This is a genomic window from Kineococcus halophytocola (assembly GCF_041276425.1).
In the GTDB taxonomy this organism is placed as follows: Bacteria; Actinomycetota; Actinomycetes; order Actinomycetales; family Kineococcaceae; genus Kineococcus; species Kineococcus halophytocola.
Map to the genome: position 1 here is coordinate 53,846 of NZ_JBGFTU010000021.1, position 12,993 is coordinate 66,838.

Consider the following 12,993-nt stretch of genomic DNA (forward strand, 5'->3'; position numbering starts at 1 on the left):
GTCACGCAGGCGGCCGAACGGGGGTGGACGCCCTGCTGCGAACGTGTGAAGTTCTCACGCAGAGCCCCCCGCCCGCCCCGCGCGACCGGCGGCACCGGCCCCGCCGGCCGCCCGCGCCGCCTAGCATGAGGCCCGCGGGGGGACCGCGACGGCAGGGCCACCGGGACGACGGGGACGACGGGAACGGGGCGGCGCCCGGCCGCACCGACGGGGGGAAACGACGCGTGGACGACGCGCAGCAGCAGACGAACCGCGGCACCGCACGGACGGCGACGGGGCTGCGCACCGTCGCGACCACCGTCGCCCCCGCCTCCCCCGGGCTCCCCGGCACCCCCGGCGCCGCCGGGTCTCGAACCCCCGCCCACGGGCAGGGCCCGGACACCCCCGGCGCGACGAGCACGGCCGACGCCCGCGTCATGGTCGGGGTGACGATCGTCGTCGTCGCCCTCACCGTGCTGCAGCGGTTCGCCCTGCCGCTCGGTTCCCCCGTCCCCGTGACGATCCCCGTGGTCGCCGCCGTCCTGGGGTACCTCGCCTACCACGGCCACGTGCGCGAGGACGGGGCCTCGGTGCGCACCTACGCCCTGGCGATGGGCGCCCTGAGCGTGGTCGCCCTCGTCGACGTCCTCTGGCGCGGAACGGGTTCGCTGACCTCGTTGCTGCTGCTCGTCGTCACCTGGGCCGCGTTGTGCTTCCGCGTCGACGAACGCCGCCTGCACCTGTTCCCCCGCGTCCAGCGCCGGTTCGAGACGTTCATGCTCGTGTTCGCCGGGATCGGGATCGTGCAGATGCTCGCGCAGTTCGCGGGGATCTGGAGCTACACGGACCTGCTGCGCACCGTCGTGCCGCAGAACCTGCTGTTCCAGGGTTACAACACGTCCTACCCCATCGAGTACGGCTCCCCCGTCATCAAGGCGAACGCCTTCGTCTTCGTCGAACCGTCGGTGTTCTCGCAGTTCCTCGCCCTCGCCCTGCTGTCGGTGCTGAGCCGGGGCCGGGAGTACTGGCGGGTCGCGGTGTTCGCCGTGGCGCTGGTGTGCACCGTGACGGGCACCGGGTTCATGGTCCTCGGTTTCGGCCTCGTGGTCCTGGCCGTGCGGCGCGGTGGGTTGTGGGCCGTGCGCGCGGCGGTCGTGCTGGGGATCGCGGGTGTCGCCGCGCTGCTGTCCCCCCTGGGCCCCATCCTGCTGAGCCGCTCGGGGGAGGCCGGCCAGACGAACTCCTCGGGCAGCCTGCGGTTCGTCCAGCCGTACCAGTACCTGCTCGACCGCTGGTCCTCGGACCCCTGGTCCGTCCTCACCGGGCTCGGGCCGGGGCAGGCCGACCGGATCTCCGACGCGATCTTCGCCCAGACGGGGCTGCCCATCAGCTTCGCCGGCGCGGCGAAGATGGTGCTGGAGTACGGCCTCCCCGCGTTCCTGCTCGCGGTGGTGTTCCTGTTCGTCGCCGCCGTGCGACGCTCCCCCGCGCCGACGGTGGCGCTGGCGGCGGTCTTCCTCAACGCCGTCACGTCCTCCAGCTTCCTGGCGGCGAACATCTTCTACGTGCTCCTGCCGATGGCCACCCTGTTCGTCGGCCGACGGACCGAGTTGTCCGTCTGGGAGGAGCAGCGGACCGACGACGACCCCACGGACGCGGTCGAGGTGACCGTGCCCCCGTGGACGACCCCCCTGGGAGGAACCCGGTGAACGTTGGACCCCTGGCCGCGCTGCGCAGCGACCTGGAGCACATGGTCGATCCCGGCGGGAGACCGGCGCGCGCCTGGTGGCCCGAGGTCGCGGCCCGGGTGGCGCTGGTCCCCCGGGTGCGCGCCGCGGTGCAGCTGCGCCTGGCCCAGGTCGTCGCCCCCCGGTTCATGCCCGCCGCCCACCTGATCCAGGCGCGCACGCTGCGCTCGGCGGGGGCCGAGATCTCCCCCTTCGCGCGGATCGGACCGGGGCTGTGCATCATGCACTCCACCGGCATCGTCATCGGCCCCTCGGTGCGGATCGGCCGCGGGCTGCGCATCTACCAGAACGTCACCCTGGGCGACGGGTCCACCCCGGGCCAGCCGGTCGTGGGGGACGACGTGACGATCGGGGCGGGGGCCTGCGTCCTCGGGGGCATCACCGTGGGCGACCGCGTCGTGATCGGCGCCAACGCCGTCGTCACCCGGGACGTGCCCGCCGACAACGTGGCCACCGGTGCGCCCGCCACGTTCCGGCCCCGCCGGCCCGGCTGGGACGACCGGCTGGACGCCCTGGCCGCGCAGGCCCCCACCGCCCCGGCCGTGGGCGTCGGGTAGTCCCCGCTCCGGCGCGCCGCGCGGGCGGCGCGCCGGTGGGCCCGGGCGGACCGGCCGCGCGACTCAGGCGTTGGCCCGCACGGCGGGACGGCGCACTCCCAGGGCGGCCAGGGCACCGCTGAGCAGCGCGCGGGCCCGGCGACGACCGTGCGCGCGGGGCCGGACCCGGTGCAGCGCACGGGCGCGGGTGGGCAGGTCCGCCCCCCGGGTGCGCTCGAGGGTGGCCTGCACCCGGCCCGCGGCCGGGTGGCGGATCTCCGTCTGCCAGTAGTGGTAGACGACGTCGATCGCCTCGCGGACGGTCAGCGCCTGCTCCAGCGCGATCCCCAGGGCGAACTGCTCCAGCGTGTGCAGCCGCAGCCCGGCGGGCTGCAACCGGTCCAGCAGGCCGAGCGCCTCGCGCACCAGCGGCGCGTGCTCGGGCAGCAGCCCGATGACGCCGGAGTTCCACGACGGGGGGTCGGCCGTGAAGTCGTAGGGCCGGCCCGTGGAGTCCTCGAACCGGTGCGTGCTCAGGTGGTCGGCGAGCTCGACGTTGTAGTCGATCCGGGACGCGCGCAGCGTGTTCTCCCGGACGTGCATGAGGGCGTGCCGGGCGTCGACCCGCTCGAACAGCTCCCGGGGGGGTCTGCGGAACCAGGTGTCCCCGTCCACGAACACCACGCGCCCGGTGGCCTCCCGCAGGGCGTGCGCGACGCACTCCAGCTTGCGCCGGTGGGCGTACCCGTCCGGCCCGCTCCACGCCGCCAGCGTCTCGGCGCTGAGGGGTTCCACCCGCACCGGCAGGTGCGCGAAGTGCTCGGGGTGGTCGGTGTAGACGACGACCTCGTGCGCGGGTTCGGGGTCGAGCCGGAACGAGGACACGATGGAGAACTCGGTCTCGGCGACGATGGGGCCCTCGCCGTAGCAGAGGTAGACGAGCCGGTCGCCGTTCCCGGTGCGCGTGCCATCGCTCGTGCCGCCGCTCGTACCGCCGCTCATGCCGTCGTCTCCTGGACGGTCGAGGCGGTCGGGCGGGCCTCGCGCTGCTCCTCGACCTCGGCGGCCACGGCCCGGCGCAACGAGATCCACCAGAACGGCACGACCGCCCAGAACGACGCGGCGATGCCCCAGGCCGCCCCGGGCAGACCCCACAGCAGGGCGAAGCTGATGGGCAGCACCAGGACCAGGGCCGCGAGCAGCAGGTGCACCCGGAACGTGGCCTGGGCCCGGCCCATCGCGTACAGCGCCGCCGTCGGGCCACCGGCCAGCGCCGTCGCGGCCTGACCCACGATGACCGGGACGAGGACGCTGCGCGTGCCCTCCCAGCTGTCGCGCAGGACGGTCTGGCCGAAGGCGTCGGGCAGCAGCAGGAACATCGACCCCCACGCGACCCCGGCGACCAGGACCACGCCCCCCAGGCCACCGGAGGCCAGGTACCACGTCCGCGCCGTCATCCGGGCGCGGCGGCGGGCCAGTTCGGGGACGGCGAAGGAGGTGATGCCCGCGCCGAGGATGGCGACGGGGGCGGTCAGCAGGTTCCCGCCGCGCATGGCCCCCGCGGCGGCCTCGCCGAGGGCGAGGGCGACCAGGAGGGTGGCGACCTGGTTCCCGGCCTGCAGGATGACGAACTCGGGCACGAGGTAGCGCGTCAGCGACCACTGCTCGCGGATCCAGGACACGGCCAGGTGCGGGGCCGGCCAGTGCCTGGAGAGCAGGACACCGACGAAGGAGGCCGCGAACGCCGCGCCGCCCCAGGCCAGGATGAACGCGACCGGGGTGCGTTCCCCGGCCAGCAGCAGGGCCCCGACGGCGACGACCTGGGTCAGGCCCCACACCGCGTCCAGCAGGGTCGCCGCCGCCGGTCGCAACCGGGCGAACAGCGTCTGGCGCCAGGCGTCCTGGACCAGCAGCCCCGGCAGGACGACCGCCAGCGCGACGAGGCTGGACTCCACGACGCCGTTCAGCGGCAGGGCCCAGGTCCCGAGCAGGACGAGGGCGGAGACGACGACGCTCAGCAGGAACGTGGTGCCCACGGCCGAGGAGGCCCCGCGCCGGAAGTCGGCGTCGTCGGAGGCGGCGAAGCGGATCGCGACCGGCGTCGTGGCCAGCGCCCGCATGAACCCGATGGTCACGGAGAACACGGCGAAGGCGATGGCGAAGGCGCCGAACTCGCCGGCGGTGGCGAACTGCGCCACCGCGAGCTGCACGAGGAAGTTGTTGCCGCTGGAGACCACCTGGTCGGCGATGTTCCAGAGCCCTCGCGTCATCCCCGACGCGCGCACGCGCCCTCGCAAACCCCCCGGCACGCCGGGCACTCTAACGGAGTTCACGAACGGGTCGGCCCTGCGTCACCCGATGCGCCGAAGCGTTCCAGGAACGCCGCGCGGCCGGCGGGCGCGTCGTCCAGCGTCATGCCCACGCCCCCCTCGGGGACGTTGAAGTACGCCTGGTACCGCACGTCGGCCCGGACCACGGCGTCGGCGATCTGGTCGATGAACTCCGGGCTGTCGCCCCCGCCCTGGGTCCGGCCCTCGGCGACCATCGCCCACTCGGGGATGCTGATCGGCTTGTCGCGCTCGGCGGCGAAGGCGATGACGGCCGAGAGGCTGTTGACCTTGGCGTCCTTCTCCTCCCACCGCGCGGTGGGGTCGATCGGGGAGATGTAGGAGTCGTAGACGTCGACGCCGATGATGTCGACCCAGTCGTCACCGGGGTACATCTCGGCGATCCCGACGGAGTCCTGCTGACCCTCGGCGATGTTGAAGTCGATCTCGAACTCCGCCCCCTCCACGGCCGTGATCATCTCCACGATGCGGCGGAAGTAGGCCTTCCACTGCTCGCGCTCGTCCTCGGTCTCCCCGATGTAGTGCGTCTCGTACCAGTCGCCGTTCAGCTCCCAGCCGAGCCGGACGATCGAGCGGCCCAGGCCCTTGTCGACGAGGTTGCGGGCGAACAGCGTCCAGTGCTCGTCGTACTCCCCCGCCGCCCCGCGCTCGCGCCAGTCCTGCGGGGGACCGGCCGGGACCAGGCCCGTGGAGACGACGAGGGTGCGGTTGTCCGGGTCGTCGCGGACCCACTGCCCCCAGTCCTGCCCCTCGGGGGGGACCATCGCGAACCAGGGGCCGGAGATCGCGGCCCAGTCGGCGTCGGAGTTGAAGACCACCACGCAGTCGAGGGGCCGGCCGAGCCAGCGGCCGAAGTCCTCGGCGACGGAGACGGTGTGGGTCTGGACGCCGACCCACTTGGTGTCCAGGTCGGCCGCGGGGACGTGCGGGCGCGGCGTCCAGTCCGGGGCCGGCGTGCTCTCGACGGGGTTCTGCGGCCCGCGGGTGGCCCAGTACACGCCGCCGCCGGCGGCGGCCACGGCCAGGACGCCGAGGCCGGCACCGATGACCTTGCGCCGTCCGTGCCTGCGGGGCCTTGGCGAACCTCCGGTCGCGGGGCTCTCCTGGTGCGTCGTGTCCACCACTGCGCGCGTCCGCCTTCCCCCTCGGACGGGACCCGGCACCCCTCGGCACCCCGTGCCGGCCGGCGCGCCCCGAACCCCGTCACCGTCGACCGCACCGCCCCCCGGCCATGCGCGCACCGCTCGGTGCTGGCACGACTGTAGGTGAGGTCCGGACACTTTGACGTCGCGTGAGGGTGCTCCTCCACGGAATCTTCGACCGGCCGGGCGCAGGCCGTGACCGGATGCTTCCGGGCCGGTACCAACAGTGACGAACCGGGGGTGAGAAGGCCTGTGGGCGAGGAGGTCCCGGTGATCGTAGGCTCGTGCCGTGGGTCGTTTCGAGAACGTCGCGGACCTCGCCGCCATCGCCCCGGAGTCCGTCGCGCTCGACCTGGCCTGCGGGCAGGGACGCACGACGCGGGCGCTGCTGGCCGCCGGTCCCCGCCTGGTGCACGCCGTCGACGTCGGCGCCGCCCTCGACGACGACCTCCTGCTGGACCCGCGCGTGCGCGCGCACATCGCCGAGCTCGACACCCTCCCGCTGGCCGACGGCAGCGTCGACGCGGCCGTGAGCCTGAACGCCGTCGAGCACCTGGCCGACGTCGGCGCCCACCTGCACGAGGTGCACCGCGTCCTGCGCCCGGGCGGGACGGCCGTGCTCGCCCACTCCGACTGGGACACCGCGCTGTTCACCAGCGACGACGACGCCCTGACGCGCGAGCTGCTCGACCGCTTCGTCGCCCACGTCCCCGCCCGCGGGGCCAGCACCGACGGGTTCGCCGGCCGCAAGCTGCTGCGCCACGCCGCCGCCAGCCCGTTCACGGTCGAGTCGGTGCACTCCTGGGCCGACCCGCACCGCCGCTTCGACGAGGGCTCGGTCGCCTGGAAGGTCGCCACCGGCATCCTGGCCGCCGCCGGGGACGAACCGGGCCTGGCCGCCCGGGCCGCCGGCTGGGTCGAGGGGCTGCGCCGGGCGGCGCGCACCGGGACCTTCCTGTTCGCGGTGACCGACGTCGCCGTGGTCCTGCGCAAGTAGTCCCGTGCGGGCGGACCTGTGCGGGCGGACCTGCGCGGGCGGACCTGCGCGGGCGGTCCCCGACTCGCGGAACCACCCGGGGGGCGGCACCGTTGGAGCCTTCACGGACGAGGCACCGCGCGAGCGGTCGAGGAGGTCACGGTGGCAGGCCTGGTGGGCAAGCTGGGGCAGTTCCTGAAGTCCCCCGAGGGCCAGCGGGTCGCGCAGCAGGCCCAGCGGGCGCTGAAGGACCCCGCGACGCGGCGCACGCTGACCGACGCGGTCTCGAAGTTCCGCGGCGGGTCCTCCGGATCGGGCACGCGCACCCCGCGCTGATCGGGTGAGCCGGCCCGGCCGGGCGAGGGGGGCGACCCTGACGCCCGGTTAGAGTTCGGCGGTGCCCTCCGACCTCACCTCGTCCCGTGCTGCCCCGGGCCGGCCGTCGTGGCTGCGGTCCGCGCGGGTGCTGCGCACCGAGGTCCTCGCCGGCCTGGTCGTCGCCCTGGCCCTGGTCCCCGAGGCCATCTCGTTCTCCATCGTCGCGGGCGTCGACCCGCGCATCGGTCTCATCTCCTCCTTCGTCATGGGCGTCACCACGTCCTTCGTCGGGGGCCGGCCGGCGATGATCTCCGCCGCCACCGGGGCCGTGGCCCTCGTCGTGGCCCCGCTGTCGCACAGCCACGGCGTCGGCTACCTCATCGCCGCGATCCTGCTGGCCGGCGTCCTGCAGATCGCCCTGGGCCTGCTCGGCGTGGCCCGGCTCATGCGCTTCGTCCCGCGCAGCGTCACGACCGGGTTCGTCAACGCCCTGGCCATCTCCATCTTCATCGCCCAGCTGCCGAACCTGCGCGGCGCCGGCGTCACGGGCTACGCCGTCCTGGTCGCGGGGATCGCGCTGCTCGTCCTCGTGCCGCGGGTCGTGAAGTCCGTGCCCGCCCCGCTGATCACCGTCGCGCTGCTGACCGTCCTCGTCGTCGTGCTGCACGTCGACGTCCGCACCGTCGGCGACGACGGCGAGCTGCCGCGGACCCTGCCGACCCTCGGGCTGCCCGACGTCCCGCTGACCCTGGACACGCTGCGGACCATCGCCCCCTTCTCGGTCGGTGTCGCGCTCGTCGGGCTCATGGAGTCGCTCATGACCGCCCAGCTCGTCGACGAGCTGACCGACACGGGCTCGTCCAAGACGCGCGAGTGCGTCGGGCAGGGCACCGCGCAGATCGTCACCGGCCTGTTCGGCGGCATGGGCGGGTGCGCCGTCATCGGGCAGACGATGATCAACGTGAAGGTCTCCGGGGCCCGGACCCGGCTGTCGACGTTCCTGGCCGGCGCGTTCCTGCTCGTCCTCGTCGTCGGGTTCGGCGACGTCGTCGCGCAGATCCCGCTCGCCGCGCTCGTGGCCGTCATGTTCCTCGTCTGCTACGGCGCCTTCGACTGGCACAGCGTGCGCCCGGCGACGCTGCGGACCATGCCGCGCAGCGAGACCGCCGTCATGGTCGTCACCGTCGTCATCGTGCTGCTGACCCACAACCTCGCCTACGGCGTCCTGGGCGGGACCCTGCTGGCGTGCGTGCTGTTCGCCCGTCGCGTGGCCCACCTCGTCGAGGTCCGCCCCGGTGCCGAGCCGGGCAGCTACACCGTGCACGGGCAGGTGTTCTTCGCCTCCTCCGGGGACCTGGTGACGCAGTTCGACTACGCCGGTGACCCCGAGCGCGTCACCATCGACTTCCGCGACGCCCACGTGTGGGACGCCAGCTCCATCGCCGCCCTGGACGCGGTGAGCCGCAAGTACGTCGAGCACGGCAAGGAGGCCGTCATCGTCGGGATGAACCCCGCGACGGCCGCGCTGCACGGACGGCTCGCGGGGCGGGTCACCGCGGAGTAGGGGCGCGCCGCCGGGGCGATCGTCGTGACCACGCGCAGTGACGGGGAGAAGGGGTCAGCGGGTCATCCACCGCTCGGGGCCGGAACCGGCCCGGGCAGCGCGGGCGCGCCGGGTCTGCTCGCGCAGCAGCCGCGCGGCGACGTCGGCGGCGAGGTGGTCCACGCGGGGGGTGACCTTCCCGGGCGTGGAGTGCAGGCGCACGCTGGCCAGGCCCAGGCGGCGCTGCAGCGGCCCCTGCGTCAGCCCCAGGCTCTGCGTCCGGGCGTGCGGGACGACGTCCAGACCGCGCACGACCCGCCCGCCGCGGGAGAGGAACGCGTGGTCGGTGACCAGGTAGCCGCGGCGGCGCCAGCTGATCCAGTCCAGCCACCGGGCCTGCCGCGGGACCGCGGTGAACCCCCCGTCGGTGCCCGCCCCGGTCAGCCCGGCGCGCACGACGTCCAGCGGGGAGCGGTCGCCGGTGGCCAGGTCGGGCAGCACGATGCCCAGGACCAGGCCGACCTCCTCGACGGTGCCGACGGGCAGCAGCGTCGTGCTCCGCTCGGAGCTGGAGGCGGACTCCGAGGAGTACCCGGCGACGTTGACCTCCACCCTCCACCAGCCCGACCGCCGCCACAGCAGCGGCTGGGTGAGGCGCAGCGCCTGGACGCGGCCGGGCGGCACGGTCTGGGACCGCTGCTCCAGCAGGCCGTGGCTGAGCCGCAGGCCGTCGGGGCTGTCGGCGACGGTGAAGCCGAACCCGGTGCTGAACCGCTGCCACACGGCCGAGACGAGCCCGAGGACGACGGCGGCGGACCCGAACAGGGGGGTCAGGCTCCGGGCGAACCAGCAGCCGATCCCGATGCCGACGAGCACCAGGACCATCCCGATCGTCGGCCCGGACTTCAGCGTGGAGGTGACCAGCCGCGTCGGGGGCACCTCGACGACCTCGCGCTGCGGTGCCTCGGGGGCCTCCTCCCCCTCGGCCACGACCAGGCCCGCGGCCGCGGCGAGCAGCGCGTTGCGCACCCGCTGGGCCTCCTCCTCCTTCAGGTACGCGAGCGAGACCTTGCTGCCGGAGCCGCCGGCGACCTCCAGCTGCAGCTCGGCCAGGCCGAACAGGCGACCCAGCAGCGGGCGGACCACGTCGACGGCCTGCAACCGGTCCAGCTGGGCCCGCCGCTGCTGGCGCCAGAGGATCCCGCGCTCGACGTGGACGGCGCCCACCCCCTCGGAGGTGTCGATGCGGTACCGGGTGCGGCGCCAGGACAGGGCGCTGAACCCGGCGCCGACCAGGGCCAGGGCCAGGACACCGCCGAGGACGGCGAGGGTCAGGGCCCAGCCGGGCAGGTCCAGCCGCAGGATGTCGTCGGCGTTCTGGCCCACGACGACCACCAGGACGGCGGCGACCACCTTCCACGCCCGCAGCACGGGGGTGACGGGGTGCAGCCGCTTCCAGCCCGGGTCGGCCAGGACCGCGCGGGTCGGGGCGTCCAGCCGGTCGGCGACGCGGTCGGGCAGCGTCTCCAGGACGGGCTCGTCCGCCTCCGGCGAGCTCACAGCCCCGCCAGCCGCGCCTCGCCGCGCGCGGCGAGGCGGTCGCGCAACCGGGCGGCCTCCTCCGGCCGGAGCCCGGGGATGGCGGCGTCGGTGTCGGAGGAGGCGGTGTGCAGCTGCACCTTCGCCAGGCCGAACCGGCGGTCGACCGGGCCGGCCTCGACGTCGACGTACTGCAACCGGCCGTAGGGGACGACGACGAGGGAGCGGAACAGGATGCCCTTGACCACGAGGAGGTCGTCGTCGCGCTCGGCGTACCCCCACGCCCGCACCTGCCGGCCCGACCACGCGAAGTCCCACAGCCACAGCGGCACGACGAGGACCAGCCCCAGCCACACCCACGGGGTGATCAGCAGGGCGCAGACGACGACGGCCACGGCCACCACCCCGAAGAAGATCCCCCCGACGAGGCGCTGCGCCGTCGCCCACCGCGGGTCGATCCGCTGCCAGACGACGTCGCCGGGCGCGAAGGGGTCCACGTCGGGAGGGGTGGGGTCCGCGCCGGCCATGGCCCCACCTTGTCAGACGCGGGGCCGCCGGCACCGGTGGTGGCGGCAGGAGGGGGACGGGCCCGGCGGGCGCCGCGTTGCCGAACCGGCCGGGCGTCGGAGAGGCTTCTGGGGTGATCACCGACGCCCAGGAGCTCGAGACCGGTGTCGACGACGTCATCCGGTTCGAGGGGGTCTCCAAGCGGTACGCGCGCCAGCACGCCCCCGCGGTGGGTGACCTGACGTTCTCCGTGCGCCGCGGCGAGCTCGTCGCGCTCGTGGGGCCCTCGGGCTGCGGCAAGTCCACGATCCTGCGGATGGTCAACCGGCTCGTCGAACCGAGCGCCGGGCGGATCGTCGTCGACGGCCGCGACACAACCCACGTCGACGCCGTCACGCTGCGCCGCGGGATCGGGTACGTCGTCCAGGCCGGGGGGCTGCTGCCGCACCGCACGGTCCGCCGCAACGTCGCCACCGTCCCGCGGCTGCTCGGCTGGGACGACGCCGTCGCGGCCCGCCGCGTCGAGGAACTGCTCGACCTGGTCGGCCTGGACCCGCACACCTACGGCGACCGCTACCCCGCCCAGCTCTCCGGCGGGCAGCAGCAGCGCGTGGGCGTGGCCCGGGCGCTCGCGGCCGACCCGCCGGTGCTGCTCATGGACGAACCGTTCGGGGCGGTCGACCCCGTGGTGCGCGACCGGTTGCAGACGCAGTTCCGGCGGATCCAGACGGACCTGCGCAAGACCGTCCTGTTCGTCACCCACGACCTCGACGAGGCCGTGCGCATCGCCGACCGGATCGCGGTGTTCTCCCCCGGCGGGGTGCTGGAGCAGTTCGCCGACCCGCGCACGCTGCTGTCGGCGCCGGCCTCGGAGTTCGTCGTGGAGTTCGTGGGTTCCGACCGGGGGTTGCGCCGGCTGGCCGTCACCCCGGTGCGGGCCGAGGACCTGGCCAAACCGCTGGTCCTGGCCCCCGGTGACGGCGTGGAGTACGCGGCCACGGCCCTGGACCTCGACGGCGGGCAGCACGCCGTGGTGCTGGCGCAGGGCCGGGTGCTGGGCTGGGTCGCGCGCGGGCGGTTGCGCACGGCGGCGCGATCGGGTTCCCGGGACGCCCGGGTCGGCGACCTCGTGCAGCCGTTCACCGCGACCGTGCCGGCGGAGGCCGACCTGCGCTCGGCGTTCTCCCGGTTGCTGGCCCAGGAGGCCCCGCTGCTGCCCGTCCTGGACGGGCAGGACTACGTCGGGGCGCTGACCCCCGACGTCGTGCACACGGCGGTGCGCCGCGACGTCGTCGACCCCCCGGGCTGACACCCGGCAGGATGGGGGTGTGCCACCGACGCCTCCCCGGCGCCCGGTGCGGCGCCGCGCACCGCGCGCCCGTGCCCTCGTCCTGGGGTACGGCCTGTGCGCGACCCCGGCCCTCGCGGTCGTCGTGCTGTCCACCGACGGCCACGCCCTCGGCTACGTGCTGGGGTTGTCCGCCGTGTGGTGGCTGGCCCCGGCCCTCGTCCTGGTCCCGCTGGCGACCGCGGCGCGCTGGTGGTGGGCCGCCGCCGCGCTCGCCGCCCCGGCCGTGGCGGCCGGCGCGCTGTTCGTCCCGTACGCCGTGAACCGGGTCGACCCCGTGGACCGGGCGACCGACCTGCGCGTGGCCACGTTCAACACCTCCGCCTGGCGCGGCGCGGACGGCCTGGCCCGGCTCGTGGCCGAGGCCGCCCCGGACGTCCTGGCGCTGCAGGAGGTCGCCCCCGCCCAGCGCGCCGGGTACGAGGCCCGCTACGGGGCGCGCTACCCGTACCGGAGCTGGGGCGCGCCGAGCAGCCAGGGCGACGGCGACGCCGTGTGGTCCCGCTTCCCGATCACGTCCGTCGACCCCGTCACCGGGCTGCCCGCCGGGGCCCGCTCCGCCGACGTCGTCACGCTCGACGTGGGCGGCCGCGACGTCGCGGTCGTCTCGGTGCACCTGGCCTCCCCGTGCCTGTTCTGCACCGGGCGGGCGCAGGCCCGCAACCCGGCGGGCTCGACGGGGAACGCCGCACGGGTGCGGGTGGGCGAGGCGCGCCGGTTCGCCGACGTCGCCGCGCAGCGCCGGGCCGCCGGGCAGGCCGTCGTCGTGGCCGGTGACCTGAACTCCGCCGAGCTCAACGAACCCCTGCGCGAATTGCGCTCGCACGGTCTCGTGGACGCGCACCGGGCCGTCGGGACGCGGCCGGGGCTCACCCGGGGGGACTCACCGGGGTTCGCGCGCGTCGACGTCGTCCTCGTCGCCGGGTTCGAGCCCGTCGGCACGTTCGAGGGGGCGCCGGGTGGCAGCACCCACTCCCCCGTCGTGGCCGACCTCGCCTGGCCCGGCTGA

Annotated in this window: 12 protein-coding genes; 7 read left to right on the plus strand and 5 right to left on the minus strand. The window is 75.0% G+C overall.

The annotated features are described in order from the left end of the window. Positions 1 to 224: 224 nt before the first annotated feature. Both AB2L27_RS16685 and AB2L27_RS16690 read left to right on the plus strand, forming a co-directional pair. The gene (locus AB2L27_RS16685) at positions 225 to 1,688 is read left to right on the plus strand and encodes a hypothetical protein (RefSeq protein WP_370442619.1); all 1,464 of its coding nucleotides are present in this window, start codon (positions 225 to 227) and stop codon (positions 1,686 to 1,688) included. Then, the gene (locus AB2L27_RS16690; RefSeq protein WP_370442620.1) at positions 1,685 to 2,284 is read left to right on the plus strand and encodes a serine O-acetyltransferase; all 600 of its coding nucleotides are present in this window, start codon (positions 1,685 to 1,687) and stop codon (positions 2,282 to 2,284) included. Before AB2L27_RS16685 ends, AB2L27_RS16690 begins: the two co-directional genes overlap by 4 nt. Before the next feature lie 63 nt (positions 2,285 to 2,347). Here AB2L27_RS16690 and AB2L27_RS16695 read toward each other — a convergent pair whose 3' ends face one another. The 3 genes from AB2L27_RS16695 to AB2L27_RS16705 are packed head-to-tail and all read right to left on the minus strand — an operon-like array spanning position 2,348 to position 5,732. After that, on the minus strand, positions 2,348 to 3,265 hold the full coding sequence (locus AB2L27_RS16695) for a hypothetical protein (protein WP_370442621.1): 918 nt from the start codon (positions 3,263 to 3,265) through the stop codon (positions 2,348 to 2,350). Further along, positions 3,262 to 4,533 carry an MATE family efflux transporter gene (locus tag AB2L27_RS16700; RefSeq protein ID WP_370442622.1) on the minus strand — a complete coding sequence of 424 codons (1,272 nt, stop codon included), beginning with the start codon at positions 4,531 to 4,533 and terminating at the stop codon, positions 3,262 to 3,264. The genes AB2L27_RS16695 and AB2L27_RS16700 overlap by 4 nt, the downstream gene beginning before the upstream one ends. 59 nt (positions 4,534 to 4,592) lie before the next feature. Further along, positions 4,593 to 5,732: a glycosyl hydrolase gene (locus AB2L27_RS16705; RefSeq protein ID WP_370442623.1), complete on the minus strand. Its 1,140-nt coding sequence runs from the start codon at positions 5,730 to 5,732 to the stop codon at positions 4,593 to 4,595. 310 nt (positions 5,733 to 6,042) lie between these two features. On the opposite strand from AB2L27_RS16705, the gene AB2L27_RS16710 reads away from it, so the two are divergent. The 3 genes from AB2L27_RS16710 to AB2L27_RS16720 all read left to right on the plus strand — a co-directional run bounded on the left by AB2L27_RS16710 (position 6,043) and on the right by AB2L27_RS16720 (position 8,611). Next, positions 6,043 to 6,750: a methyltransferase domain-containing protein gene (locus tag AB2L27_RS16710; RefSeq protein ID WP_370442624.1), complete on the plus strand. Its 708-nt coding sequence runs from the start codon at positions 6,043 to 6,045 to the stop codon at positions 6,748 to 6,750. Positions 6,751 to 6,891: 141 nt separating this feature from the next. Then, positions 6,892 to 7,065 carry a hypothetical protein gene (locus AB2L27_RS16715; RefSeq protein WP_370442625.1) on the plus strand — a complete coding sequence of 58 codons (174 nt, stop codon included), beginning with the start codon at positions 6,892 to 6,894 and terminating at the stop codon, positions 7,063 to 7,065. A 61-nt stretch (positions 7,066 to 7,126) separates the two neighbouring features. Next, entirely contained in the window at positions 7,127 to 8,611 is a 1,485-nt protein-coding gene (locus AB2L27_RS16720; RefSeq protein ID WP_370442626.1) for a SulP family inorganic anion transporter, read from the plus strand. A 54-nt stretch (positions 8,612 to 8,665) separates the two neighbouring features. Here the strand turns inward: AB2L27_RS16720 and AB2L27_RS16725 are convergent, their stop codons facing one another. Further along, positions 8,666 to 10,150 (minus strand): PH domain-containing protein, encoded by a 1,485-nt coding sequence (locus AB2L27_RS16725; RefSeq protein WP_370442627.1) that lies wholly within the window; start codon positions 10,148 to 10,150, stop codon positions 8,666 to 8,668. Then, positions 10,147 to 10,656, minus strand: coding sequence for a PH domain-containing protein (locus tag AB2L27_RS16730; RefSeq protein WP_370442628.1), 510 nt, complete (start codon positions 10,654 to 10,656; stop codon positions 10,147 to 10,149). The genes AB2L27_RS16725 and AB2L27_RS16730 overlap by 4 nt, the downstream gene beginning before the upstream one ends. Before the next feature lie 113 nt (positions 10,657 to 10,769). Here AB2L27_RS16730 and AB2L27_RS16735 point away from each other — a divergent pair, with 113 nt between their 5' ends. Both AB2L27_RS16735 and AB2L27_RS16740 read left to right on the plus strand, forming a co-directional pair. Continuing rightward, positions 10,770 to 11,945 (plus strand): ABC transporter ATP-binding protein, encoded by a 1,176-nt coding sequence (locus AB2L27_RS16735; protein ID WP_370442629.1) that lies wholly within the window; start codon positions 10,770 to 10,772, stop codon positions 11,943 to 11,945. A gap of 19 nt (positions 11,946 to 11,964) precedes the next feature. Continuing rightward, positions 11,965 to 12,993, plus strand: a complete 1,029-nt coding sequence (locus tag AB2L27_RS16740; protein ID WP_370442630.1) for an endonuclease/exonuclease/phosphatase family protein — start codon at positions 11,965 to 11,967, stop codon at positions 12,991 to 12,993.

Excerpts from the sequence above, each read along its gene's own strand:
- AB2L27_RS16695 (WP_370442621.1), bottom strand. The coding sequence starts at position 3,265 with ATGAGCGGCGGTACGAGCGGCGGCACGAGCGATGGCACGCGCACCGGG.
- AB2L27_RS16730 (WP_370442628.1), bottom strand. The coding sequence starts at position 10,656 with ATGGCCGGCGCGGACCCCACCCCTCCCGACGTGGACCCCTTCGCGCCC.
- AB2L27_RS16700 (WP_370442622.1), bottom strand. The coding sequence starts at position 4,533 with ATGACGCGAGGGCTCTGGAACATCGCCGACCAGGTGGTCTCCAGCGGC.